We start from the raw sequence: 26,294 nt of genomic DNA, 5'->3' as shown, positions 1-26,294 counted from the left end.
ATTTAAAATAAATAAGAGTGTTGCTTGTCGAATAGTGTTGACAAAACGGGATGTGGTACCTATTCTAAATATGATTATGATAATCATTATCACATATATAGAAAAGGGGAAATACATTGATGTCCGTTCGACACCGCAAGACTGCCACCCTTATGTTGGTGGCGCTCTTCTTATTATCCGTTGTTTTGGGCTGCGCGAAGCAGGAGAACACCCCTGCATCCACCTCTACTGACGGAGCTGCCAATGAAAAGTCGATCACGCTATCGTGGCCGCGTGACATTGGTACGATGAATCCTCACGTATACAATCCTTCCCAACTTTTTGCACAATCCATGGTTTATGAGCCGTTAGTCAGCTACAAGCAAGGAGGCAAGCTGGAGCCTGCTTTGGCTGAATCCTGGACTATTTCCAAGGACGGCAAGATATATACGTTTAAGCTGCGCAAAGGTGTGAAATTTTCGGATGGAACGCTATTTAATGCAGCCATTGCCAAAAAGAACTTTGACGCTATTATGAAAAATGAGAAAACGCACAGCTGGCTTGGTATAGTAGGCGTTCTCGACAAAACTGAAGCTGTAGATGACAGCACCTTCCGAATGACGCTCAAAGAGCCATACTATCCAGTGCTTCAGGATTTGTCTGTCGTTCGCCCGTTCCGTTTTCTGGGTGAAGCCGGGTTCCCGGATGATGGAGATACGTCCAAAGGAATCAAGAAACCTGTAGGTACAGGACCTTGGATGCTGGATGAATACAAGCAAGATGAGTATGCAACCTTTAAGCGTAATCCAAATTATTGGGGCACTGCACCAAAGGTGGATAAAATTACGGTAAAAATTATTCCCGATGGCGAAACCCGTGTAATGGCCTTTGAAAAAGGCGACCTGGATCTGATTTATGGAGAGGGTGTCATTAGTCTGGATGCTTTCAAACAGCTTCGCGACACGAATCAGTATGTTACCACGCTGTCCGAGCCTGTCGGTACAAGAAGCCTGTTACTCAACTCATCCAATCCCAAGCTGGCAGACCTTCGGGTACGTCTGGCACTCCAGCATGGCTTTAACAAGCAGGCAATGGTGGAAGGTGTAACCTCGGGGCTGGAGGAAACAGCGGACACGGTTTTATCCAAAAACTATCCGTATACGAATGTAAACTTACAGCCTGTTGGCTATGATGTGGAAAAATCCAAAGCGTTGCTGGATGAGGCTGGCTGGAAGCTGCCCGCAGGCGGTACAGTACGGGAAAAAGACGGACAACAGCTGGATTTTGAGCTGATTTTTGATAAGACTGATCCGATCCAAAAGGCGATGGCTGAAACCATTCAGGCCGAATGGGGAGAACTGGGTGTCAAAGTGAACCTGACCGGACTGGAGCTGACAGTTCAAATTAAGCGCCTTAGATCCAACCAGTTTGATCTGTACTTCTGGTACAACTATGGTGCGCCTTATGATCCGCATTCCTTTATTAATGTCATTGCCAAAAAGACCTTCGGGGTTTCAGAGGTGCTGAGCGCTATCCCAATGAAGAAGGAACTAGATCAGCAGGTACACGAAGCACTTTCATCGACAGATGAAACCAAGCGCCAAGAGCTGTATGCTTCGATTCTGAAGACGCTTCAGGAGCAATCTGCCATTGTGCCTATTTCGTATATTAAGAAAACGGCAGTGTACCAGAAAAAGATTACAAACTTTGTATTCCCGGCTAATCGGGATGAAAATCCGTTTGAGGGAATTGAAATCGGAAAGTAGCTGAAGCCGATAGGTAACGGTAGTTTACAGGATAGGAGGACAACTCATGATCAGCTATATCGGGAAGCGAATGGTAGCGGTCATTCCTATTGTTCTCTTTGCCACCCTCGTTACCTTTGCACTGATTCATATTTCACCAGTTGATCCGGCCGAGGCCTATTTGACGGCTGCTCATATTTATCCTACTCCAGAGATTCTGGAGCAGAAAAGACATGAGTTCGGACTGGATCAGCCTTTGCTGACGCAGTATATGCATACACTTCAAAGAATCAGTCAATTGGACTTTGGTACTTCGTATCTGACCAACAAGCCGGTGTGGGATGAGGTCAAGGTTCGGCTGCCCGCCACTTTTGAATTGGCTGTGAGCAGTATGGTGCTATCTATTGTGGTGAGTATTCCGCTGGGCGTGCTGGCGGCGATGCGTAAAAATGGCTGGATCGACATGCTTAGTCGAGGAATTTCATATTTTGGCGCGTCTATACCCCAGTTCTGGCTGGGATATTTGTTAATCTTCTTTTTCTCTGTCCGATTGGATTGGCTCCCTGTAGAGGGGCGAGGAACGTGGCAACATCTGGTGTTGCCCACGTTGACCCTGTCGCTGGTTCTGATTGCTTTATATACGCGCCTGCTGCGTTCCAGTGTGTTGGAGCAGCTTCAGGAAACGTATGTGCAGTATGCCAGAACTAGAGGGATTCGTGAGCGGGTGATCATACTCAAGCATGTACTGAAAATTTCCATCGCTCCACTGATTACAAGTATGGGTATGAATCTGGGCAAGCTGCTGACCGGAACAATTATTGTGGAGCAGGTGTTTTCATGGCCCGGGTTTGGCCGTTATTTTGTGGAAGCGATTTTTAACCGGGATATTCCCGTCATACAATGCTATGTGTTTTTGGCGGCATGCCTGTTCATCGTATGCAATTTGCTCGTTGATCTGGTGCATTTGTATATGGACCCCCGAATTTCATCGAAGGGACGAGCAGAGCAGTGATGATAAGGTTGCGTACAATGTTCAAAGGTCAAAAGGTAATCGTGGTCTGCTCTGTCGTACTGGCTGCTCTTTTTATCATTATGGCGCTAGCTCCTTGGCTGGCTCCCCATGATCCGGTTAAAGTGAATTTACTGCACAAGCTGGAGGGACCTTCGAAAGAATACTGGCTGGGGACCGATCATTTGGGTCGGTGCAATTTATCCCGGTTGCTGTATGGAGCACGGATTTCCCTCGGTTTTGCGACATTAATTTTCCTGTCCTCGCTTAGCATCGGCGTTGTGGTCGGGTCGCTAGCAGGTTATGTGGGCGGCTGGGTCGATAGTGTGCTGATGCGGTTTTGCGAGGGCATTATGGCGTTTCCGAATTTGGTGCTTGTGCTGGGCATTGTCGGTATTTTTGGGCCGGGCCTCATGCAGGTGCTGCTTGCCTTGATGATGGTGCAGTGGGTGTATTATGCCAGAATGTGCCGCAATATGGTCGTCAGTCTGAAAGAACGGAATTTTATAGCTGCTGCAAGGATTAGCGGGTCCTCCTCAGGGGCCATTATCCGGCGGCATATTATTCCGAATGTGCTGCGTCCGATTGTGGTCATTGGTACGCTGGAAATGGGCTGGGCGATCATGGATATTTCCGCGTTGTCGTTCCTTGGTCTAGGCATTCAGCCGCCGACTCCCGAATGGGGAGCGATGATTCATGAGGGAACGGGATACATTCGCAGTCATCCGGAATTAATGATCTATCCGGGAGTTATGATTCTGGTGGTGGTGATGGCCTTCAATATATTGGGGGAGGCGCTGTCCGACCGATACGGAATTGCCAAACGTCAGTAAAACAGGAGTGAGTTACAACGATGGACGACAGGGCGAAGGTGCTGGAGGTCAGCGGCTTACAGGTGAAGCTCAAAACCGATGCTGGGGCGGTATCTCTGCTGGAGCCAACTCATTTTGAACTGAAAAAGGGACAGGTACTGGGTCTTGTCGGCGAGAGTGGAAGCGGCAAAACGGTGACCTGTAACGCGTTGCTCCAATTGCTGGATCGCCAGACGATGGACGTGGAAGGTAGTGTCCGTCTGAACGGGCGTGAACTGAACGGAATGGCGGCCGAGGAGATGCGGCGAATTCGAGGCAAGGAAATCGCGTTTATTATGCAAAATCCGATGAGTGCCTTTACGCCAGTGTATACGATCGGAGCTCAGTTTATGGAAACGGTCCGCACGCACACCGGATTAACCAAACGACAGGCCCGTGATCTTGCCATATCGGCATTGGAAAACATGAATCTGCCCGACCCAGCGAAGCTGATGAAGCGTTATTCGTTTCAGTTGAGCGGCGGGATGCTGCAACGGGTCATGATCGCCATTTCCATGTGCCTGCAGCCAGCGGTCGTTATTGCGGATGAACCAACGACGGCGCTCGATGTCGTTAATCAGCTACAGGTGCTAAGAGAGCTGGATCGCTTGCGTACGGAATACGACACGTCCATTTTGCTGATTTCGCATGATCTGGGCGTCATTTCCCAATTGGCGGATGAAGTGACAGTCATGCAGCGGGGACGTATCGTTGAGCAGGCGGAGGTTCATCAGTTGTTTGACCAGCCGCAGCATGAATATACGAAAATGCTGCTGAATGCTAGACCCAAGCTGTCCCTTCGGGGCATAAATCAGGTAGGCGGTTAGTCGCCTGTTGGACGGTTACACTTTCAAAAGGGGAGCGAATGCGCATGCTACAAGTGAAGGAAGTAACTCATAGCTATGGAAGGCGCAAATGGCTGGGCCGCTCCGAACCACGCCCCCCTGTTCTTACTGACGTGTCGCTTACCATAGAGAGCGGATTTTGCCTGGGGTTGCTTGGAACCAGCGGAGCGGGGAAAAGCACGCTGGGTAAGGTCATTCTGGGGCTGGAGAAGCCGCAGGAGGGTCAGGTGCTGTTCCAGGGGCAGGATATTTATAATGAAAGTCCCCGAGTCCGCAGGGGACTGCGACGGGATATGCAAGTCGTATTTCAGGACTGCTACTCTGCTGTGAACCCCCGAATGACCGCCGGGCAGATTATCGGGGAGCCTTTGGACAATTACGAACGGTTATCGGTGCAGGAACAAAAAAGAACGGTCCAAAACCTGCTGGAACGAGTCGGCCTCAAGCCGGAGGATCGGAATAAATATCCGCATCAATTCAGTGGCGGACAATTGCAGCGGATCAACATTGCACGGGCGATTGCGCTCAAACCAAAGCTGATCGTGCTGGATGAGTCCGTCAGCAGCTTGGATATGGTTCACCAGATGCACATTTTATCCCTGTTGGGAGAACTGAAATCTTCGTTTGGATTGTCATATCTGTTCATCACGCATGATATTCGGGCGGCTTACGCCGTCTGCGATGGCATTGCTGTGATGGAGCAGGGGAGATTGATCGAGCGCTGTGACGAGAAGGATCAGATTTTTGAATCTGCTCATCCGGGTGTACAACGATTGATCTCTTCCATTTTGCCGGAACATCCAGCAGACCGTTTTCCGCTTCATGGATGACGCGGACCCGCAAGGGTCCTTTTTTGTGCAACATATGGATAAATAATCGAAATGAAATTTACTTGTTGTATTATTTGAATAACCCGTTATAATATAAAATCATAGTAAATTACTTGGATATTAAAAGGGGATGTCACATATGAAGAAATCTGCTTTGGTAGCAGCGATTGGCTTATCTCTTGTGTTATTAACGGGTGCCTTGAGTGGATGTTCCTCAAAGGAAGCGGCATCGGGGGATAAGGTAATCTATGTCGGCACACAAAATGACTACCCGCCGTTTGCTTTTGTGAATGATAAAAACGAACTGACCGGATATGATGTGGACGTCATCAAGGAGATCGACAAGAAGCTAGACGGGTATAAGTTTGAATTTGTACCTTCGGGCTGGGAAGGAATTTTCCTGGCGCTTGAGTCGAATAAAATTCAGGTTATCGCTGACCAAATAGCCAAGAATCCGGAGCGTGAGCAAAAATACTTATTCTCTGATGAATCCTACTTTCAGGCACAATCTGTCATTGTTGTGAAGAAAGGTAGAACGGACATTCATTCCCTTAAGGATCTGGAGGGCAAGAAGGTGGCGGCTTCCGTAGGCGATTCGTATACTCAATTATTGGAGCAGTACAATGCAAAGAACGGCAACAAGATCATTTTGAAATACAATGATACAGGCACTTCAGCCGACAACCTTCAGGACGTGCAAAATGGTCGGGTGGACGCTTACGTGAATGATCCAGTCATGACAGCGGCTACGATTAAGAAGGAAGGCCTACAGGTAGAAGCTGTAGGCGAGCCTGTGCAGACGGACAGTATGCATCTGGTGTTCAAAAAGGATAAGCAGGGCGAAGAGCTGAAAGCTAAAATTGACCCGATCATTAAAGAGCTGAAAACGGATGGGACACTGAAAAAGCTGTCTGAACAATGGACAGGCGGAGAATTTATTCCTCAGTAACAAAATGTAAAGGGTAAAGTGGGGTTCCTATGGAAAAGCTGTTTGATCTTGATTATATGCTGAGAAGCCTTCCCCAGATCGTGGAGTATCTTCCCGTTACATTATGGATTGCGTTTGTCTCCATGCTGCTGGGTGCGATCATCGGGTTAGCTACGGCCTTAATCCGGATATACAAGGTGCCTGTCTTAGCGCCATTGTCTACGTTGTATGTTTCGTACATTCGGGGAACACCGCTTATTGTACAGCTGTTTCTCGTATATTACGGAATACCCAAGTTTTTGTATTATTTTCAGAGTGAATATGGTTTCTTACAGCAATTCAATGTCTACGTAATTCCGCCGGAGCTGTTCGCGTTGCTGTCATTTTCGTTGAACCTCGGGGGATATCTGTCGGAGACGTTCCGGGCGGCGATTCATTCAGTCGATCGGGGACAATTTGAGGCTGCCAATTCCATTGGGATGAGCCAAACACAGATTATGCTCAAAATTGTATTGCCACAGGCGCTAACGGTGGCTTTGCCCAATTTGGGGAACACGCTGATCAGTACGGTGAAGGATACGTCCTTTATTTTTATGATTGGTGTTGTCGATATGATGGGACAGGCCAAAATTATGGGCGCGCGGGCGTTGGCTTTTTTTGAGGTATATGTTGCGGTATCTCTGATTTACTGGCTGGTGTGCATCATTATTGAACGCGGGCTTGTCGTGCTGGAGAAGCGTATTCGAATTTACGAAAGAAGTGAGTAAGGGTATGATTCAACTTCATCAAATTCATAAGCATTTTGGTCAGCATCACGTGTTGAAGGGCATAGACCTGACGGTAGGCAAGGGAGAAGTCGTGGTGATCTTGGGACCAAGCGGATCGGGGAAGTCCACGCTGCTGCGCAGCATTAATTTTTTGGAGCAGCCGACCAGCGGTATCATTGAAATTGATGGCGTAAAGGTAGATGCGACCAAGGCGGGGAAAAAAGACATTCTCGGACTGCGTATGGCAACGGCAATGGTATTTCAGCAATATCAACTGTTTAAAAACTTGAATGCACTCCATAATGTGATGATCGGCCTGACCAGTGTAAAAAAGCTGGATCGCAAGCAGGCGAGGGAAATCAGTGAAGGTATTTTGGAAAAGGTCGGGTTAAAGGATCGTATGACGTATTATCCTGCCCAGCTTTCGGGTGGACAACAGCAGCGTGTTGCGATTGCCCGCGCTTTGGCGCTGAATCCGCAGGTGTTGTTGTTCGACGAACCGACGTCCTCACTCGATCCTGAACTGGTGGATGAAGTGCTGTCCGTAATTCAAAAGGTGGCGAGTGAAGGCAATACGATGATTATTGTCACGCATGAGCTTGGTTTTGCAAGAGATGTAGCGGACCGGGTTGTGCTGATGGAGCATGGCGTGATCGTGGAGCAGGGACCCGTGGAGCAGTTTTTCACCAATCCGAAGGAAGAACGAACACGGCAGTTTCTGGGCAAAGCGTTGGTACAGAGAGCGACACAGGAGCAGCCTGTATCCCCATAAGAAGTAAGTGGATGGCTTATAGGTATGTGCAGCGCTGTAGACTTATTGCACCAATAGTAAAAGGCACGTTAGACAAGTCGCAGGAGGAAGGAAAGCCCGCGCTTGTTTGTCGTGCTTTTTTGGCCTCTCATATCCAAAATTCTTTTCCATAGCAAAGTAGCTTATCACACTTATTCATGATAAATTCTAAGAACAATAAAGTGAAGATGTAATCGGGAAGGAACATTGGCACATGAAAAAGGTTCTGTTCATTAATACCGGGGGGACCATTTCTTCCTCCTATCAGGAAAACGGCCTGACACCGACCCAATCGGCTGAAAATATTTTGGCGGAAATTCCGGAGCTGAAGGAGATTTGCGAGATTGATGCCCATAATCTGATGAGCATTGATAGCACAAATACACAACCTGAGGATTGGGCTTCTATCGCCCGGATGGTACATCGTTCCCTCGATCACTACGACGGTATCGTCATTGCACATGGTACGGACACGATGGCTTATACGGCTTCAGCCTTGAGCTTCATGCTGGGAACCGTAGACAAACCCGTCGTTGTGACAGGTTCACAGGTGTCCATTTTGGCGGAGCACAGCGATTCCAAAAAAAATGTAATCGACTCATTCCTGACCGCATGTGGCGAGGTGGCCGGGGTTTTTGTCGTGTTTAACGGCAAAATTATCAACGGCAGCCGCAGTTCGAAAATCAGAACACGCAGCTATAACGCTTTTGAGAGTATTAACTATCCGTACATTGGCCTCGTGGAGAACGGTCAAGTGGTCTATACGGAGGGCGTATTTGCAAATCGCGGTACCGTTCGTCACCCATACAATGACGGGTATGCCTCGGAAGTATTTCTGCTCAGGCTGATTCCGGGTACGAATCCAGCGATTTTCGATGCCATTCAAAGCTTGGGCTATAAAGGTATCGTCATTGAGGGCTTTGGTATGGGCGGCGTGCCTTTTAAAGAAAGAAGCCTGATCAGCAAAATCGAGGAGCTGATGAAGGACGGTATGAGTATTGTCGTAACCACTCAATGCCCTTATGAGGGTGGGGATCTGACGATTTACGAGGTGGGACAGAAGGTACTGGAGAAGGGTGTTATTCCGGGCTATGACATGACAACGGAAGCGCTTGTGACGAAAATGATGTGGGCGTTGGGTCAGACGACCGACCCGGCCGGGGTAGCCAAGATTATGGCAACGAACTACGCGGACGAAGTTTCCTTGCCTGCGGATACAGCTTCCTTATAGGAAGCTGATTCCGTAGATAAGGAGATAACAAGAACAGGCATAAGAAGGGATACCGGGCTAACGCCGAGCTTGCCCCAGTCTGTTTTTAATCTCAATAGCCATTTCCAGCGCTTGTAAGGCTGATTCCAGTGGAATCAGGCATTCCGAATGTCCGCCAAAGCATTCAAGTGCATGATCCAAACTCTTTTCGTATGGATTGGCAGATTCGAGGTTGATTTTTTGCTGCCCTGATGCAGTATACTCATATAAAGCGGTGGGTATAAGATCGTTTTCGTCGCTTTCATGAAATACCAGCTTTGCCTCTTCAAAATAAGCTTCATAGGCCACCGTGAATGGATAGCTTCCCGGCATATGGGATGAAGCGAGGACTTCTGTGAATGTATCCCGATGCTGAAAGTAAGCCCGAACCTGTGCCTGTTCAGGATGGGCAACCTCTGTACCCCAGACTGTGCATGGGTCACAGGGGCCTAATAGCCAGGTGAATAAATCCAGTTCATGAATCATGAACTGAGTAGGAATGGAGCTTAGTCCAAGATCCCCCCACAGGGGAGGCGTTTCTCTTTTCAAGGACAAGGAAATGAGCTTCCCGTATTTCTGTTGGCGGTAAGCTTCGTACAGATAGGTATAGGCAGGATCAAACTTAATGAATTGATTGACCAGAATTTTTTTGCCATATTGCTTCTCAGCCTGTTGCATAAGAAGAGCGTCTTCGAGATCAAAGCAAACCGGTGTTTCACAAAATACATGCTTACCGTGCTTCAGCGCATCAACGGCATATGACCTATGCAGGTGGGAGGGCAGGCATAGATCGACGATAGCCACGTCCGGATCCAGCAGAATATCCTCTATATTTTGTGTGACTTCTACGTTCAGCTCCTCTTTCAACTTTTGCAGCTTGGTTTCGTTCCTTCCAAATACAATGATTCTGTTTACCTTGGGATGGTTGTTTAACAGTGAGGCATGATACGCTCCGAATCCCGTCCCCAAAATTCCAATATTCATCATCCATTACACCCCTTTACTTCTATGATACACACCTATTACTGCCAACAGGGTGTCAACAATCTTTTCATCATCTTTTCAGTTCGGGTTAACCATCAATTGTGGAGGTATGATTGTGAGACTGCATCGTTTAATCGCGATTTTATTATGTATCGAATCTAGAGGGAGAATGAAGGCCAAGGAATTGGCGTTGGCACTGGAAACCTCAGTACGCTCAATTTACAGGGATATCGACCTTCTGGCCGAAGCCGGGGTTCCAATTGTTACTGCATCCGGTCCGAAGGGCGGAATTTATTTAATGGAGGGTTATACGGCGAATCTGAAACAGTTGAACGGCGGGGATGTCATTCAGTTGTATTTAACAGGGATGGGCATTTATACGGGCGGGCCCACGGAATCGGGTATGAAGTTAAAGAATGCTCTGCTCAAACTGGAACAGACGATGCCGGACCCGTATCAGTCCGATATTCGGAAAGCCAAAGCGCGCTTTTATTTTGATGATACGCCGTGGTGGACGGAGCGTGTAGCGATTCCTTCCCTTGAAGCCGTAAGAGCTGCGGTGTGGGGGTCCCATAAAATAACCATTCAATATCAGAAAGCTGACGGAGCCTGTTCTTCTCGTCATGTACATCCCTATGGACTTGTGGTGAAAAAAGGAGATTGGTATCTCATTGCCTTCTGTGAAGTTGGGCAGGAGATTCGGACCTTTAAGTGTGAGCGCATTATGGAGGCCCAGCCGTCTGCGGAAGTCTTTGAGGTTCCTGTGAATTTTTCGCTGGAACATCATTGGATGAGGCAAGGAACCGCGTTTAAGCAGCTTTGTACAGAGAAAGAATACTATCCCGTTCTGATCCGAACGAATAAGAAGCAAGCTGGAATCATAGCGAAAAGACTGGAAATCATCCAGTCTGTACAGGAAGAAAGCCATTTCATTCTGACGGTCAACATGTATAGCTATGAAGCGGCCTGTCGCGATGCTATGGATTGGATCGGACGGGTTGAAATCGTGGAGCCTGCAACACTCCGACAGTTTGTGAAGGAAGAAATAAACCGACTCCAGAAAATATATGGATAAATCATCAAAAAAACACCTGCCTAGGGCAGATGCTTTTGCTTGTTAAGTCCAGGCCCAGAGAAATCCGTCACGGTCCCAGGCGATTCTACCACCATGAAGCTTGCGAAATGCTTTTTTGATTTCTTTTTCCAGAGATACATGACCATGCTCGCTTATAAACACATACTGCTCTCCATACGTAGAGCGTACATATGCAATCGCATCTTCTTGTTTTAGAGTGCCCACTTCACGAATCTGCGCGACCATCCATTGTGCAATTTGTTGTTCAGTTGTAAGGGTATTGTCCATTTGTCGTATCCTTTCCTGCGTACCGATTGGGTGTAGCTGTTCGGTTTACCTCCCCGTAGTATACGGCAAATCGGAGAATTATTGAAATTATTGAAATAAATTCACCTGGGCAGTTGGCGAAGCGGGCTTTCTTTTGTATAATTAAGGGAATATTCACGGGAATTTTCTTTTTTTGTATTGTAATCATGCAAGTAATCCCTGGGGGTGCCTGATTTGAAGGAAACAACCACAATTCGCGCAGAGCTGGAGCAGTACATTAGACGAGAAGGAATTACGATTAGTAAGTTTGGGGAGAACACAGGTATTAATGCAGGAACGATCAGTGCCATTATTAACGGTAATCGGCCGATCGCGATGCTCCTGTTGGATCGGATTGCGGCAGGCATGGAGCTTGAAGAAGGAAGCCTTTATGAGTTATACATTGATGAGTTTATACGGAATACAGCACCGAATTGGCGACGGGTTCGTCCCTTTTTGCATCGCTGTGCAGACCTGAACAAACTGGATTGTATTAAGCAAGTCGTGGAGTTTATGATGGACTATCTCATATACGCCCCGGCTTTGTTTGAGACAGCAGAAGAATTATTTGAAGCGGGCAAGTTCGAGGCAGCGGCGATTATCTATAAAAATGTCTCGGAAAGCGAAAAATACCAACATTCCGAGCGTCTGGCTCTTTGCCAGTATCGGTTGTTTACAATTGCCGTTGGTGATGACCAGGACGAAAACTTATGGGCGGTCACACACTTTGAAAGCTTTGTGGATCGACTGGGTGAAGCAGACCAACTGGATGCCTTGAGAGACTTGGCTAATACCTATGCCTCTTTGCGGCGTTGGGATAAAGTAGAATGGTTAGCTGAAAAAATGGGTCAAAAAGCCAAGGTACAATACGAGCAAAAATACGGAAATACCAGAAGATCAGAGCGTGGCAAGGAACCCAAGGGTCCTTTGTTTATGTATATTGTATACTCTTATGTGCTGCGCGCCGGGGTGTGGGATGAGCGCGGGGATTATCAGAAGGCGCTGGAATATGTATCCCTATACTCTGATTTGAGCTGGGTGCAAGAGGATACGGAAGAAGCTCGGCGTTTGAAGGCCCTTTGTAGCAACTGGGCTGAGGCCAACGGGTATTTATATCAGTTGATGTCCGGCAGCCTGGATGTGATTCCACAGTATGTAGATTATTTGGAAAAAAACGAAGGCGAAATTCTGGTGGGGCTACATAAAATTATGGTAGCGGCCAACCGTTATGATTTTAATGTAGATCATGTACTGCAGCGCTTTGAAAAACAAATTGAGGCATTTGCAGATCAGCATGTCAAGGTAGGCACCTATACGGAGCAAATGTCAGCAGATCTCTATGCACGATTTCTAGCAGAGATGGCTTGTTATGATCTTAACAAAGATCGTTATACCCAAGGTATGAAATTTTTGCTGGAGAGCCTTTCCTATTCCGTAGTGCTTAATGGTAATCCTGTCACAATCAAATGTGTAGGATTATTTGAAAAGTATCGGCATACTGCCACTTCTCAGGACAAAGAGGAATATAAAAACTTACTTGGAGAGGTAGAGTACATCCATGATAAAAAAGATCGTTTTTTCTCTGCTCGCATTTAATGTTTTTATCCTATTGAATTTTTCACCCGTTACCCCTCCTATGGAAGATCCTAGCGACGTCCACAGTCATGGGTTGGGGGGATGGGCATTTTCATCCCTTGATACATCTACCTGAAAAGGTCTGGATTGTCGTAACCCAAAAGGTATCCTCTTGTGAAAAGAGGATACCTTTTTTTGATCATGCCGTCCGTTTGAATGGACCGCTTGGCTCAAGGCTTGGATGATGGAGGTACAGCAGGTGGAAACCAGACATGACGCAGATCCACCCAGCCCTGGCTATTAAAAGATACGCCACGTACAGAGGGGAGATAGGCCGTTTGAACGGGCTTTTCATATAAAATATGCAGCTGGTGCTCATCCATGAGCCGAGTTTCGATATGTTCAAATTGCTGCGCCCTGACGGTATGATCGGCTTCCCGTGCAATTTCGCGCAGCAGTCGTTCGATATCCACGCGGCTATGCGGCTCCACATGGCCGGACACATTGAGATACAGATCAAACAGGCGCAATTGCTCATCACGGTCACGAAACAGAGAAAAGATGATTAAGTCCGACTCCATACGGATAGATGAGCTTTTGAATTCATTCATGGATGCGGCCACGATGTTACAGGTATACCCACAGGATTCGAGCTGAGCTGCGACCCGGTCTGCATCCGCTCTGTACTCGGGAATGGTGGCAATTTGCAACGGCGCCAGTGGTTCATATGAATCGTTAGATGTATCTACTGCTGGGGGAAGGTGACGATGATCCATACATGCTACAATTCGGGCACGTATTTCCGGGTTGCGCAGCGGTCCATCCTTGTGTGTATTACATGTGATAAATTTGCGTACCGAAGCCGCCGAGTGAATCTGGCTCCATGCGGTATCCGTGTCTCCCGCCGATACGGGATTATGGATAATGTGAAAGGAAGAAGCGGTGTCTTCCGTATCCGACGATTCCAGCTTAGTCGCCCACGGGAGTTGGACGATTTCCACTCGATCCAGATGAGCCCGGCCTTGAAAATAAGGTGCGAAAGCCTCCAGTGTGCACAGGCTTTCGTTCATTTCCGTGACCTTGAATGCCCCTGTACCGACAGGGCGGATGCCAAAGGCGGCTTCACCCACCTGATTTAGCTCACGCGGCACAATCGCAGCCCGACTGGTACACAGGAAGGATAGAAATAGCTCGTTCGGCTCCTTAAGCTCGAAGCGTACCATCGTCGGGCTTAACGCCTGGACGTGCTGAATTTGCCGGACGATAAAATGGTAAAGTCTCCTTCCCGGCGCCCGACTTAGTCGTTCAAAGGTATAGACGACGTCTTCAGCGGTCAGTATTTTTCCGTTATGAAACAGCACTTCTTTACGCAGGAAAAAGGTCCACTGCGTACGAGTGGCGTCCACCTCCCAAGCGTGCGCCAGTCCCGGCAAAATCTCGCCGCTTTCGTTCGCCCGGCGGGCCAGCCCATCAAAGACGTGGCTGGATACGAAGGACTCGGCAAGCCAGTTCAAGTACAACGGGTCCAGCGTATAGAGCTGCTGGCGAATAGGCAGACGCAGCGTGTCGATCTGCTGCTGATCACTACGCACCTCTGCGTGATGCCCGAAGTAATTCAGTAGCCAGCCTTGCAAATGCTCCTGCATGGTGGAGGAGCGCGAATGAACTCGGATTTCATCCAGTGCGCGTTTGATATCGTGGCGGTCTATGGCTTGCATCATGGATTGCACGGCAATGTCTTCCGGCTGAATGAGGAAGCGCAGGCTGGAGCGGCGACCTCGGCCTCGGCGGGGAGTCCATTGTATCCAGTCGTGCTGCTCCATTTTCTGAATGATCATCAAGGCGTTGCGGTGGGTGCAGTCAAAGATAGCCGCCAGCTCATCCAGCGTAGTCTCTATGGTATGGTTCTCGTCCCTGTCGTCAGCTGCGTGTGAGTGAAGCCGTAAAAATTGGGCGTGAAGTTTCATTTATGGTTGCTCCGTTTCCCCTATACTTGATCAAAAAAGTGGTCACTACTATAAAATAGGAAATTTTGTTTCAATTAATTTCTCTTTATCTTCTTATTTTATCATCTACAATAAGGGTTATAAAGCATATTTGTGGAGGTATTTACCATGCATGACAAGATGAATGGAGCGTCTTTGCCGAAAACGTCGTTTTTGTCCGCCTTTGCTGCCGCCATTGTGTTGGCGCTGGTTCATCAATATCTGTTTTACGGACATGGGCTGGGCGTGTCCATGCCTATTTTTGTCATTGTGTTTTACGCCTATATGTATTCCTTTAATCGAGATCGTTTCCAGCCCAGATCATGGATAGGGCGTTTGCTGTTTGTCATCATTATCATGCTGGCATTGACATATGCGCTGTTCAATAATCCGGTTTTATATGTGTTAAATGCGCTGGCTATACCTGCTCTGATTAGTGTACATATGGTGCTGCTGTTTGGGGAGAAAAGGCATGGCTGGTCAGAACCCGGTATTATTGGTCAGGCGTTAAGCCATTGGTTTTATCAAAACTTTCGTCATATCGTGACCCCCTTTCGGATGGTCAAGACAGTAGCCCTTCGGAATGTAAAGGATGAGCGTAAGCGTGTATTGGGCAAAGTGATGATCGGTTTGCTTATTGCCTTGCCGCTACTGTTCATTATCATATCTTTGCTGGCTTCGGCGGATGGGATGTTCGAAAAGTTGTTAGCTGGAGTACCCGAATGGATCGGAACGCTGTCCTTTGGGAATGGCATGCTGCGGCTGATCTGGACCTGCTTTTTCACCTTCTGTTTCTTCTGTTATTTGTGGGGATTTGTACAGCCTGCTCCGCGTAATACGCAGAGAGAGACCCAATCATGGCACGGGTTAGATGAGCGCACGAATGGCCCAACCACCGAGCATGATGGTCACTCTTCAGTGATGATTGACCGACCAACGGTGCCTTACCACGAGCCGGTCGCGATCAAGTTTGATCCTGTAATTACCGCTACGGTGCTGATTGTCATGAATCTGGTGTATGTTGTGTTCGTCGTGTTGCAGTTCGGATATTTGTTTAGTGCATGGGAAGGTGCTCTGCCCGAAGGGACCTCGTATGCCGAATATGCGAGAAGAGGATTCGGGGAGCTGGTTATGGTAACTGGTATCAACTTTGTGCTGATGATCAGTGTTTTGAAGTGGACTGAATTTGGATCAGGTATAGTGCAAAAAATGAACAGCGGCCTGCTGTACATACTCGTGGGTTGTTCGGGTGTGATGCTGTACTCGGGATATACTCGGCTGGTTATGTACGAAGAAGCATACGGCTATACGTACACCCGCTATTTGGTACACGCGTTTATGATTTTTCTGGGCTTGCTACTGCTTATTGCAGCAATGCGCATTCATTTCCGCCAACTGCCGTTGGCGAAATATTATATTGTACTCGCTCTGGTCGCCTATGTCGTCGTGAACTATGTGGGCATTGATATACGGATTGCTGAAAACAATCTCGAACGGTATCGCACGACATCGGTGATAGATAAGGAATATTTGAGTGAGCTGTCGGCGGACGCAATTCCGCTACTGATTGACTTTAGTCGTAAGGAACATGGATCACTAGATGAGTTTTTACAAGCCCGTTTGACGAGCATGACGAGAGAAGAATCGGCTTGGCCTGAATTCAATTGGGCTAAGTATCGAGCGCAACGGGAGCTGCAAGACTATATTTTGGAATGAGAGGTGTTTGGGAATGATCGGAATAGATGCAGTACAGGGTATGGTGTTGGAGCTACAGGATGAAATGGCACAGTATCAGCATCAGTTTGGTATAAGACGGAACGATTTTCTCGTAGAGGCTATGTCTTACGGAATGAGTGAGGAGGAATGCCAGTCTTATGCTATCCAGAGTATCGGTCCGGTCGTTCCCGTCGCCTGTATGCCTACGTTGGCCCTGGGTAAAACCCGGCCGCTTAGTCCAATGCTGGCAGCGCGGTACCGATATGCGGGGGATTGGAAGGACATCAACGAGCATCTGCTCCTCCCTGATGAAGTCCTGCGGATCGCAGGTACAGAGCAGTTCCGCAGCTGGATCAGCGATATGCGGAATTACTGGGTGGAATCGGCTCCATACCGATTCGGAGATGATCGTCTTTCGCTGCTGTCGGTTGCGAGCGAGGAAGAAGGTCACTTTTCCATGCTCGTCTGGAAGGAGCCCGGTGAAGAGCCGGAAGTATGGACGTACGCTTCGCAGCATGAATACCGATTCAGTCATCTGCTCCATTGGTTCAAGTGGCTGAACGGGCGGAGTGAAGAATGAGAGGTATAGATGATGAAAAAGAATCGTAATTGGATCGTGCTATTTATCGGGATCGCTCTGATGGTGGGGGTTGGGGACTATCTTACACTAACTAAACATACGGTTACTCCTGAACTTATCGTTCCAACCGTAATCAGTGAAGAAAGCCTTCAGCTAAGTGATGATTAACGAGAGAAGTATTTGATAGATGAGGTAAGGAACCATTTTTGGTAAAGAAGGAAGTCACTATCATTTTAGAAAATGATCAACAACCGAGTCAGATCAGATTCGAGTAACGAATGCGCTTTGCTGGGGAACTTCTTTCCTGGCAAGGCGTTTTATTTTCTCCATGTCGAATGAAGCGTTTTTTCCAGTTCACACCATGTTTTGATAAATATTTCCTTATTCAAAGCATTTATGCCTATTTTTGATCTACTGATATTTTTGAAATAAGGAGGTTTTCTTTTGGATCGCGTACGATTGGTCAGGGACTTGGATAGCTTAGGTCGGATTGTCATCCCCGTAGATATAAGGAAGCGTCTTGGGATTGGCAAGCATACAGCCATGGAATTTTGGATGACGGAGAGTGGTTTGATCATGCGACAATGCACGGGGGAAGTTTGCACTTTATGTAGCGAACTTCAGGACCTTACATACTTTAAGAAATGCTTGGATCTGTATTTGCTGTATGAATGAACTCAAAAATAAACGATAAAGATGGCAATCGGATTATTTGGCATGTATGTTAAATAAAAGGGCGAGTGACCCACCACAAGTTTCTCGCCCGGTCGATTGCCTTTAAGCAATCGGCTTTTTTAGTTTTGCATAGTATATCCGATTATATTGATTAATCAGCTCGTCCAAGACCATAGATTGTCGGAGTACATAGATGTGCTCTAGTCCATATTTCGCTTGCAAATCATAGAGCCGCTGTCGATTTTTCTCCAATCGTTGTTGCAAAGTTTCTTCACTTCCCATCATACACCTCTCCTTAGGTGATACTTAGGATGCCATGTGTATTTATGGGAAAAGTGAAAGTGCATGAGGAATATTTTTTCCAAAAAAATAAAAAACGGTTCGTCTAACTATGATTATTTGATTGATAAAGTCAATGTAAAAAGGAATTATGCTCTCATAAAGTTTTTTTGTGAATATTTCTAAAGAAATTAATACTGTTTTGAAACTTGAAATCTGTACAGATTCCAACATTATAAGATTCCTACCATTTCAAGCGTAAAGCAAGGTAAATGAATGGGTATCAACAAATGATAATGCATTAGAAATATGGGATTTTATTTGGTTTATATTGTATATGTATAATATTCTATTTAATGATAATATGAGTTTTTTCACTATAATATGGATAAATAAGTTGATATATTACATAAATAGAAATCTACATCTTGCACTTCGAATTTAGATATTAGGGAGGCAAAAATGCTTAAAGACAAATGGAAACTTATTTTTATTCTAATCAGTATAGTTCTCATTGTTGCAGTTTCAAATTACTTCACAAGAGATAAATATACCGCCACTAATGAGGATGTAATTAAAAAAGTTTCAGGCAAAGAAGAGTTTGAGCTACTAAACTACAAAATAGTAAATAATGTAGACAAGCCATTTTCTCTAATAGCTTACAAAGATCATAAGCGTATCGGAGTCGGAATGTTAACTATAGTAAATGGACAAGAGGAATTTGTAAGAGAATTAGAGATTCAGGAAGATATAAAGCAGGTAGTGCAAACCATTGGACGCAAAAGTGGCTCTCCGTATTTGGCGCTTTTTATTAACAGTGAGGAAATTTTTATGTATGGAAAAACTATATCTATTACCTTTCCAAATCAGCGTACACAGACAAAAAAAATGAATGTTAAAGAAACAGCATACATCTTCATAAGTGATAGTTCTGATACACGTTTTAAACCAACTGAAGTAGATATTCGAGATGGTCAAGGTAAAGTGATTTATAAAAAATAACGAAGTGAGGGTGTCGTATTGAAATTCTTAAATAAAAGAATGACAATTATACTTCTGCTGGTACTTGTTTTTACGTTTGCAACTATATCTGTAAGCCAGGATTTTAAAAGTAAAGAAGTTAAGCTGCCCACAATTGCACAGAATACAACTTCTAGTACTATAAATGATTTGTTGATATATGACATTCACTTGTCTAGGTGATGAAGACTGGAAGCCCAAAGATTCGTGTTTGTACAGTTCGAGAACAAACATTGAGCAATTTTTCAACTCTGATCAGCATGCACCCTTAATGAAGCTCCGACAAGTAGACTATCGCTGTGGATGGAGTTTTTAATAGGAAAAATAGAAATGATGTTAATTTTCTGTGGTATTACGTTGTTAAAGTAAGCCGGAAATCACCCTAATAGTTGAGAGGGAATTGAGGCTAACATCGATTGAATGTGGAGCCATTCAGATGTTCAAGCGACTCCATCATTTCCTCTACAACTTATATTCAGGGGGAATTTCAATGGCTAGAAGTGCAAGTACTTACGCATCTGTAATTGACAGTTTTAAGGTAGAAACGAACAAAAAGTATTCACCGGTAGGTGGAACAAAGTGTAATATTTTTGCTCAAGATGTGATGTCGGCTATGTCGGCTGACTTACCAAGTGGCTTAGCCAATCAAATGGCTGAAGCTTTATCCGGTAACAAGACGGAGGGATGGTACTCTGTAACTTTTCAGGATGCTCAAAAAAGAGCAAATCTCGGGTATCCTACGATCGGGATCAAAAAAGCGGAAGGGCATGGTCATGTCGTCGTTGTCAGACCGAAGGGGTCATCGATCACAATTTTAAAAGAGGTACAAATTGCACAAGCGGGGACAAAAAATTACAACAGTAATACCATTAACTACTCGTGGGTGGCAGCAGATTTACCTGGAGTGAAATTCTACACACACGACTGATTAATTAAAGGAAATACAATACAATCTATTGGCCCTGGAAGCAGATCCATTCGACCTGCTTCCAGGGTCGTTTTTTTATTTTGAAACGGAATGCTTAGATACAATGAACGCTTTGCCTGGTTTGATAAAAGCAACAGCATAGCCATTGGAGAAGGAGGAGGATTCCGCTCTGTACTCAAGTTTAGTCAGCAGTTGCCCTTGACGATTGATGTAACCGAATTTGCCGTCTGAGACTGATGAATTTACTTGTTTACCCACTAAAGCAAAACCTTCTTTGAACGGAGAGGTAACATCATATTTTTGTTGATATTTGATGACCAGTGCTCCACTTTTATTAATAAATCCGACTTCGTTTTTTGCATTTTTCACACTCGCTAGGCCTTCACTAAAATCCTGGGCATCCGTAAATTTAAAGGGAATCACGACTTTTCCCTGTTTATTGATGAATCCCCATTTTCCCTTGGTATTTTGAGCCGGAGCCAATCCTTCCGAGAAGTCTCCACCGGATTTATATTGAGGAGGAATGACTTCTTTCCCTGCAGTATTGATATACCCGTATAGCCCTTTGCTATTCTGAACAATAGCCAAGCCATCCGAGAAACCACGACTGTATTTGTATCTATAAGGAATCGCTAGTTGACCAGAGGCATTCACAAAACCGATCTTGCCTGTGTTAGGGGCGTAGGCAAGCGCCAGACCATCCGTAAATAGATATTCTGATCCATAGTTTTCTTTGAACTGAGTAAGGGTTTTTCCTGTACGGTCAATAATTGCATTTTCTTTGGTGGCGGCTGTTGTGACCTTGGATTTTCCTTCGCTAAACGAATTAGCTTCGGTATATTGGCAAGGAATAACCAATGTCCCTTTGGTATTAATGTATCCATAGAGATTGGTTTTTGTATTTTTGACTACAGCTCGCTGCTCATGAAAATCACCAATGGGTTTAAGCTCGGCGGGAAGAGAGAAAGCTTTTTCTCCTTTGGTATTGTAAAACACGAGGTTTCCAGCGGATGTTTCAGCGGCTAATAAGCCATCATGAAAAGCACCGTCACTTAGGGGGCGAGCAACGTTGTAATCCAGAGCAGTTTTGGAAACTTCAATGGTTGTTGTGCTGGATGCGGCCCAACCTGTTCCAATAACGGAGAGGCTAGTAACCAGAATCAATGCAGCTAATCCTAACTTTTTTAACATGCACAAGCTCCTTTGTGAGTTGATTTTTAACTTCGGGCTTCGAAGAATCTTGCCCTCATACGTAGGGTTTTCCATAATATAGACGATAAAAATGTAGGAATGTTTCTTGATATTCTAAATTTTTCTATTTTTCAGCGCATGAAAGCCCTGCTTCCAAGTATGACGCTTGCTATTCTCATCTCAATAACCAGAAAGGGAGCAAGCTAACAGCTTGCTCCCTTTCATATCTAATTTGCAGCTATATCTTTCGGATGCTCAACAGCGAGTTGCCGTTACGCATAAACTCATACGGCACCTTGACCTCCGTCACCTGTAAGCCTTCTGCCTCCAGCTCAAGAATCAAAGGATCCAGCAGATCGTAACGAGTGCCCGTTAAATCGGTCAGGGGAAAAATACGTACTTCCTCTGAAGCGACTCGCAGCAGTTCTTGTATCGTCTTTTTATGAAATTCATAATCAAGTCGATCACTATACATAAACAGAAAATGGGCAGACAGCACGATATTAAACTGTTCATCCCCAAAGGGCAACTCTGGCAGTACCGCAGCAACGTAGCGTTCCGAATGCTTCCTCATATCCTGGGTGCAATCCTGGAGTGCTTGATAGCGATGCTCGCTAAGCCCTTGCACATCCCCATAATAGTCCCAGACATAATTGGCTTTTGCACGCTCCATCGTTTCCATAGCATGCTCGATATCCAGCAGGCCTTTGCGTTTCAGATCATCAATCTTGTGATCATAGGCTATATCACTTGCGGTGATATCCAGTGAGACCTTCGTGCCATGAGCGGTAAATGAACATGCTCCCGCAGGACAGTCCAAAATCTTCTTGCCTGCAAGTTCAGGAATGTGCAAATTGAACATTTGTACGTACTCCTCAAACGTGCGGCCGATGAACACGACCCGGTCCAACTCTTGCTTGGTTTTACTTTGACTCTTCTCGGCTCTACTCATCTCTTCTCACCTCAGCTATTCTTTGGCTACGGAGGGGCGCTCTTAAGCTTGACTCCGTAAGCTCATGTTACCATATGACAGAATCGGATAACATATCAATGGGTAGAACCTCCATATCGAAGAATGTAGTTAGGTTATGTATCCAGTTATTTCCGCTAATCATACAATTGCTTGTATTCCTCGTCTATATGACATCCGTTCCGCATATGAAAGGACAAAATATATACTTTTCTACTTTTGTGAAACTCCATTGTGATTGAGAGATTAAAGAAAAGAGATAAACACGTTAATTTTCAAGAAAAAAAATGAAGAAGTAGTGTCATTTTAAAAAAAGTCTATACATATAAATTAAATGTATAGACAAATTTAAAAAGCGGATTTATAATTACGCTGTAAACGTTTTCTAGTAGTTAACATCCAATCAGACCTTGAAGGGAAGGAATAATCATGAAGAAAATTTTACTGGCGTGCAGCTCAGGTATGTCTACAAGTTTGCTGGTTACCAAGATGCAGGATTATGCCAAGTCCATTGGAGACGAGGCTGAAATTTGGGCAGTAGGTCAAGATCAGGCGGCAGAAGACATGGCTAAGGCTGACGCGGTATTGATTGGCCCGCAAATGAGTTTTCTTAAAGGGCAACTGGAAAAGGAAGCAGCCCAATATGGTATTCATGTAGAAGTGATTGACATGATGGCATACGGAATGGTTGACGGTAAGAAAGCCTATGAGCAGGCAGTGAAGCTGGTGGAACGTAAAAATGGATAAAGTCAACATAGCTGATCTGACGGAAGAGCAAATTAGTTTCCAACTTATTCTTCATAGTGGAAGCGCTCGCAGTAAAGTGATTCAGGCGCTGAGCGAATACCGGAATGAGAATGTAGAAGGTGCGGACGAAATGCTCAAACAAGCCAAGCAGGATTTACGCGCTGCGCATGATATCCATTTTCAAATGGTTAAGAAGGAAGCGGGAGGGACCCAAACTCCTTTCTCGCTCCTTCTGATGCATGCTGAGGATCATCTGATGTCCACGGTTACCATGAAGGATCTGGTTCAAGAGTTGCTGGAGCTGTTCAAATCCAGAAATTTATAACGGAACATGTAAGTTTGTGAAAATTGGGACATGAAAAGCTTGCAACCCTAATTGATGCAAGTCACTTCGCGGGGAGGAATAGGCTTTGTTTGAAAAATTAAGCCGGATACTGATACCTATTGCCGGTAAACTGAACAACAACCGCTATCTTACTGTACTGCGTGATGCATTTATGTTGTCATTTCCATTAACGGTTTTTGGCTCCATTATCGTTGTTATTATCAATCTGCCGTTTCTAAAAGGGTGGATGGGCGACGGCAATTATACGACTTTTAACAGTCTGCTGAATATTGCGCCTAATGCCACACTGAACATCATGACCTTATTTGTGGTCGTCGGGATTGGCTATTACCTATCTCGAAGTTATAAGGTCGAGCCCATATTCGGCGGCATGATTGCGTTGGCCAGTTTCTTGATGCTCACCCCGTTTGTGCTGACACAAGAAAGCGGTGCCACGATTGCTGGTGTCATTCCGGTTGATCGGATCGGGGCCAAAGGCATGTTCCTCGGTATGATCGTCGCTTTTATTGCGGCTGAGATATACCGAAAGGTGACGCAGCGGAATTTTGTCATTAAAATGCCCCCAGGCGTTCCGCCGGCAGTTGCCAAATCGTTTGCAGCTTTGCTTCCGGCGTGTATCACATTGGGCATATTCTTGATCATCAACGTTGTGGTTACACTGACCCTTCATAATAACCTGCATGATTTGATCTATCATGCCGTACAGGCACCGCTGGTGCATTTGGGCAGTGGCATTATACCTACACTGATTGCTATTTTCTTTGTTCAGCTCTTATGGTTCTTTGGGCTTCATGGTCAAATTATCATCAACTCGGTCATGGACCCGATCTGGAATACGCTGGCACTTGAAAACTATGAAGCGTACTCCAAAGGATTGGAACTGCCACATATTATCACCAAGCAGTTTGTAGATATTTATACAGTAGGTATCGGTGGTACAGGTATGACACTGGCCGTGGTACTCTCGATTCTGTTCTTCCTTAAGAGCAAGCAATTGAAGCAGGTCAGTAAGCTGGCCCTTGGACCGGGTCTGTTTAATGTCAATGAGCCCGTCATATTCGGTTTGCCGATTGTGATGAATCCGCTTATTTTTGTCCCATGGGTCATTTCTCCAATGATCGTTACGCTGATTACTTACTTTGCGATGTCCGCCGGGATTGTGCCGCCGCCAAACGGGATACAGGTTCCTTGGACGATGCCGTTGTTCTTTAGTGGAATGATGGCTACGGGCTCCCTGATGGGTGGCGTGCTGCAACTATTTAATATGGCTGTCGTCTTTGTCATCTGGTTCCCGTTCCTGAAAATTATTGACCGGATAAATGTGCGTAAAGAGCAGGAAGAGGAGCTTAGCCAAGCAGCCATTGCGGGTAAGGATCAAACTATTGGAATGTAATGTGAATGAGCAGCTACTAGATTAGCGGCTTATTCTTTGCAAAAGAGAGAGGAGTAGAGAGCTGTGAATCATACCGAAATGAAAGATATAGAGCAGCAAACCATTCAATACCGTTTTCCGTCCGACTTCTGGTGGGGTTCCTCAGCTTCGGCTACCCAAACAGAAGGAACTGTGGAAGGAGACGGCAAAGGACCGAACATTTGGGATTATTGGTTTGAGCAGGAGCCGAACCGTTTCTATGACGGTGTCGGTCCAGCCGATACGTCCCGTTTTTATACCCGTTACAAAGAGGATATTGCACTTATGAAAGAGCTTGGTCACAACTCTTTCCGGTTCTCTATTTCCTGGTCACGTCTGTTTCCGGCAGGGAAAGGTGCAATGAACCAGCAGGCAGTTCAATTCTATACTGCCGTCATTGAAGAGTTGCATCAGGCGGGTATTGAGCCGTTTGTGAATCTATATCATTTTGATTTACCAATGGCTCTGCAGGAAAATGGAGGCTGGGTGAACCGGGAGACGGTCGAAGCTTACGTGGATTACGCTAACACTTGCTTTGAGTTATTCGGGGATCGTGTAGCTAAATGGTTTACGCATAACGAGCCTATTGTCCCGGTGGAAGGCGGCTATCTGTACGATTTCCACTATCCGAATGAAGTGGATTTCGGTAAAGCTGTACAGGTGGGATATCATACCCTGTTATCGAGCGCCAGTGCCATTAAGGCTTACAGAGAGGGAGGCTATAAGGGCAAAATCGGAATTATTTTGAACCTGACGCCGACTTATCCGCGTAGTCAGCATCCGGCAGACGTGCAGGCTGCTGAAATATGCGATGCGTTCTTTAACCGTTCCTTTTTAGACCCATCTGTGACGGGAGAATTCAATCCTTTGCTCGTGGATCTGTTACGCCAAGAAGGATTTTTACCATTAACGAAAGAAGAAGATCGGGAGATTATACGCAAGGGTACGGTTGACCTGCTGGGTATTAATTATTATCAGCCGCGCAGAGTCAAGGCCCGCGAAAGTCTGCCGAACCCGGACGCGCCTTTTGTACCGGAACGTTTCTTCGATTATTACGTCATGCCTGGTCGCAAGATGAATGAGATGCGGGGCTGGGAGATTTATGAGAAGGGGATTTACGACATTTTGACCAATGTCAGACAAAATTATGGCAACATTGAATGTTTCATTTCAGAAAACGGGATGGGCGTTCAAGGTGAGGAAAAATTCAGGGATGAACAGGGTATGATCCACGATGACTATCGCATTGATTTTATCCGTGAGCATCTAAAATGGGTTCAACGGGCCATCTCAGAGGGCTCCAATGTGAAAGGCTATCACCTATGGACGTTTATGGACAACTGGTCCTGGACGAACGCTTATAAGAATCGCTACGGTTTTGTGTCTGTCGATCTTCAGGACGGCGGCAAAAGATCCGTTAAACAGAGCGGGCACTGGTTCAAACAGGTGATCGAAAATAACGGATTCTAAGGTGGTCCTCTGGACCGCCTTTTTTTCTTCATCACCGTCGAGA

Annotated in this window: 26 protein-coding genes; 20 read left to right on the top strand and 6 right to left on the bottom strand. The window is 45.9% G+C overall.

Features of this window, described 5'->3' with window-relative positions; genetic code table 11:
* Positions 1-119 precede the first annotated feature (119 nt).
* The 9 genes from nikA (at position 120) to AC6EJC_RS01105 (ending at position 8,975) form a co-directional block, all read left to right on the top strand.
* Positions 120-1,745 (top strand): nickel ABC transporter substrate-binding protein, encoded by a 1,626-nt coding sequence (gene nikA / locus AC6EJC_RS01145; protein WP_444952356.1) that lies wholly within the window; start codon positions 120-122, stop codon positions 1,743-1,745.
* A gap of 46 nt (positions 1,746-1,791) precedes the next feature.
* Positions 1,792-2,736: a nickel ABC transporter permease subunit NikB gene (nikB, locus tag AC6EJC_RS01140; RefSeq protein WP_444952355.1), complete on the top strand. Its 945-nt coding sequence runs from the start codon at positions 1,792-1,794 to the stop codon at positions 2,734-2,736.
* A complete protein-coding gene (gene nikC / locus AC6EJC_RS01135; RefSeq protein ID WP_080682961.1) occupies positions 2,736-3,566 on the top strand; it encodes a nickel ABC transporter permease subunit NikC in 831 nt (276 codons plus the stop codon). The genes nikB and nikC overlap by 1 nt, the downstream gene beginning before the upstream one ends.
* Before the next feature lie 20 nt (positions 3,567-3,586).
* Positions 3,587-4,411, top strand: coding sequence for an ABC transporter ATP-binding protein (locus tag AC6EJC_RS01130; RefSeq protein WP_444952354.1), 825 nt, complete (start codon positions 3,587-3,589; stop codon positions 4,409-4,411).
* Between the two features lie 38 nt (positions 4,412-4,449).
* Positions 4,450-5,259 carry a nickel import ATP-binding protein NikE gene (gene nikE / locus AC6EJC_RS01125; RefSeq protein ID WP_444952353.1) on the top strand — a complete coding sequence of 270 codons (810 nt, stop codon included), beginning with the start codon at positions 4,450-4,452 and terminating at the stop codon, positions 5,257-5,259.
* A gap of 139 nt (positions 5,260-5,398) precedes the next feature.
* Positions 5,399-6,208 carry a transporter substrate-binding domain-containing protein gene (locus tag AC6EJC_RS01120; RefSeq protein WP_444952352.1) on the top strand — a complete coding sequence of 270 codons (810 nt, stop codon included), beginning with the start codon at positions 5,399-5,401 and terminating at the stop codon, positions 6,206-6,208.
* A gap of 29 nt (positions 6,209-6,237) precedes the next feature.
* Positions 6,238-6,954, top strand: coding sequence for an amino acid ABC transporter permease (locus tag AC6EJC_RS01115; RefSeq protein ID WP_103047182.1), 717 nt, complete (start codon positions 6,238-6,240; stop codon positions 6,952-6,954).
* Positions 6,955-6,958: 4 nt separating this feature from the next.
* Positions 6,959-7,726 (top strand): amino acid ABC transporter ATP-binding protein, encoded by a 768-nt coding sequence (locus tag AC6EJC_RS01110; protein WP_444952351.1) that lies wholly within the window; start codon positions 6,959-6,961, stop codon positions 7,724-7,726.
* A gap of 232 nt (positions 7,727-7,958) precedes the next feature.
* A complete protein-coding gene (locus AC6EJC_RS01105) occupies positions 7,959-8,975 on the top strand; it encodes an asparaginase (RefSeq protein WP_444952350.1) in 1,017 nt (338 codons plus the stop codon).
* Between the two features lie 57 nt (positions 8,976-9,032).
* Here the strand turns inward: AC6EJC_RS01105 and AC6EJC_RS01100 are convergent, their stop codons facing one another.
* Positions 9,033-9,980, bottom strand: a complete 948-nt coding sequence (locus tag AC6EJC_RS01100) for a Gfo/Idh/MocA family protein (RefSeq protein ID WP_444952349.1) — start codon at positions 9,978-9,980, stop codon at positions 9,033-9,035.
* A gap of 112 nt (positions 9,981-10,092) precedes the next feature.
* Here AC6EJC_RS01100 and AC6EJC_RS01095 point away from each other — a divergent pair, with 112 nt between their 5' ends.
* The gene (locus AC6EJC_RS01095; RefSeq protein WP_444952348.1) at positions 10,093-11,052 is read left to right on the top strand and encodes a helix-turn-helix transcriptional regulator; all 960 of its coding nucleotides are present in this window, start codon (positions 10,093-10,095) and stop codon (positions 11,050-11,052) included.
* A gap of 42 nt (positions 11,053-11,094) precedes the next feature.
* Here AC6EJC_RS01095 and AC6EJC_RS01090 read toward each other — a convergent pair whose 3' ends face one another.
* Entirely contained in the window at positions 11,095-11,340 is a 246-nt protein-coding gene (locus tag AC6EJC_RS01090) for a DUF6953 family protein (RefSeq protein ID WP_444952347.1), read from the bottom strand.
* A gap of 213 nt (positions 11,341-11,553) precedes the next feature.
* Between AC6EJC_RS01090 and AC6EJC_RS01085 the strand changes: the two genes are divergently transcribed.
* Positions 11,554-12,954, top strand: a complete 1,401-nt coding sequence (locus AC6EJC_RS01085; protein WP_444952346.1) for a helix-turn-helix domain-containing protein — start codon at positions 11,554-11,556, stop codon at positions 12,952-12,954.
* A gap of 209 nt (positions 12,955-13,163) precedes the next feature.
* Here the strand turns inward: AC6EJC_RS01085 and AC6EJC_RS01080 are convergent, their stop codons facing one another.
* The gene (locus tag AC6EJC_RS01080; RefSeq protein WP_444952345.1) at positions 13,164-14,900 is read right to left on the bottom strand and encodes an ABC transporter substrate-binding protein; all 1,737 of its coding nucleotides are present in this window, start codon (positions 14,898-14,900) and stop codon (positions 13,164-13,166) included.
* A 147-nt stretch (positions 14,901-15,047) separates the two neighbouring features.
* Here AC6EJC_RS01080 and AC6EJC_RS01075 point away from each other — a divergent pair, with 147 nt between their 5' ends.
* Genes AC6EJC_RS01075 through AC6EJC_RS01065 form a run of 3 tightly spaced genes read left to right on the top strand, consistent with a single transcriptional unit; the run spans position 15,048 to position 17,382 of the window.
* A complete protein-coding gene (locus AC6EJC_RS01075; RefSeq protein WP_444952344.1) occupies positions 15,048-16,634 on the top strand; it encodes a DUF4153 domain-containing protein in 1,587 nt (528 codons plus the stop codon).
* Between the two features lie 13 nt (positions 16,635-16,647).
* A complete protein-coding gene (locus tag AC6EJC_RS01070; protein WP_444952343.1) occupies positions 16,648-17,214 on the top strand; it encodes a hypothetical protein in 567 nt (188 codons plus the stop codon).
* A 9-nt stretch (positions 17,215-17,223) separates the two neighbouring features.
* Positions 17,224-17,382: a hypothetical protein gene (locus AC6EJC_RS01065; RefSeq protein ID WP_444952342.1), complete on the top strand. Its 159-nt coding sequence runs from the start codon at positions 17,224-17,226 to the stop codon at positions 17,380-17,382.
* Between the two features lie 609 nt (positions 17,383-17,991).
* Here AC6EJC_RS01065 and AC6EJC_RS01060 read toward each other — a convergent pair.
* Positions 17,992-18,171, bottom strand: a complete 180-nt coding sequence (locus tag AC6EJC_RS01060; RefSeq protein WP_209947593.1) for an aspartyl-phosphate phosphatase Spo0E family protein — start codon at positions 18,169-18,171, stop codon at positions 17,992-17,994.
* 459 nt (positions 18,172-18,630) lie between these two features.
* Between AC6EJC_RS01060 and AC6EJC_RS01055 the strand changes: the two genes are divergently transcribed.
* Both AC6EJC_RS01055 and AC6EJC_RS01050 read left to right on the top strand, forming a co-directional pair.
* Positions 18,631-19,170: a hypothetical protein gene (locus AC6EJC_RS01055; protein ID WP_444952341.1), complete on the top strand. Its 540-nt coding sequence runs from the start codon at positions 18,631-18,633 to the stop codon at positions 19,168-19,170.
* A gap of 508 nt (positions 19,171-19,678) precedes the next feature.
* A complete protein-coding gene (locus AC6EJC_RS01050) occupies positions 19,679-20,116 on the top strand; it encodes a hypothetical protein (RefSeq protein WP_444952340.1) in 438 nt (145 codons plus the stop codon).
* A 75-nt stretch (positions 20,117-20,191) separates the two neighbouring features.
* On the opposite strand, the gene AC6EJC_RS01045 is transcribed toward AC6EJC_RS01050, so the two are convergent.
* Entirely contained in the window at positions 20,192-21,307 is a 1,116-nt protein-coding gene (locus AC6EJC_RS01045; RefSeq protein ID WP_444952339.1) for a WG repeat-containing protein, read from the bottom strand.
* A gap of 238 nt (positions 21,308-21,545) precedes the next feature.
* Positions 21,546-22,259, bottom strand: a complete 714-nt coding sequence (locus tag AC6EJC_RS01040) for an SAM-dependent methyltransferase (RefSeq protein WP_444952338.1) — start codon at positions 22,257-22,259, stop codon at positions 21,546-21,548.
* A 447-nt stretch (positions 22,260-22,706) separates the two neighbouring features.
* On the opposite strand from AC6EJC_RS01040, the gene AC6EJC_RS01035 reads away from it, so the two are divergent.
* The 4 genes from AC6EJC_RS01035 (at position 22,707) to AC6EJC_RS01020 (ending at position 26,251) form a co-directional block, all read left to right on the top strand.
* Positions 22,707-23,024 (top strand): PTS sugar transporter subunit IIB, encoded by a 318-nt coding sequence (locus AC6EJC_RS01035; RefSeq protein WP_013312603.1) that lies wholly within the window; start codon positions 22,707-22,709, stop codon positions 23,022-23,024.
* On the top strand, positions 23,017-23,349 hold the full coding sequence (locus AC6EJC_RS01030; protein ID WP_444952337.1) for a PTS sugar transporter subunit IIA: 333 nt from the start codon (positions 23,017-23,019) through the stop codon (positions 23,347-23,349). Before AC6EJC_RS01035 ends, AC6EJC_RS01030 begins: the two co-directional genes overlap by 8 nt.
* A gap of 85 nt (positions 23,350-23,434) precedes the next feature.
* Positions 23,435-24,763, top strand: coding sequence for a PTS cellobiose transporter subunit IIC (celB, locus tag AC6EJC_RS01025; protein WP_444952336.1), 1,329 nt, complete (start codon positions 23,435-23,437; stop codon positions 24,761-24,763).
* Between the two features lie 78 nt (positions 24,764-24,841).
* Complete coding sequence (locus AC6EJC_RS01020) at positions 24,842-26,251, top strand: glycoside hydrolase family 1 protein (protein WP_444952511.1); 1,410 nt, start codon at positions 24,842-24,844, stop codon at positions 26,249-26,251.
* Positions 26,252-26,294 lie beyond the last annotated feature (43 nt).

This window comes from Paenibacillus sp. TY11, assembly GCF_059772165.1.
Note: the sequence above shows the minus strand (reverse complement) of the source record. Positions and strands in the feature narration are given on the sequence as shown.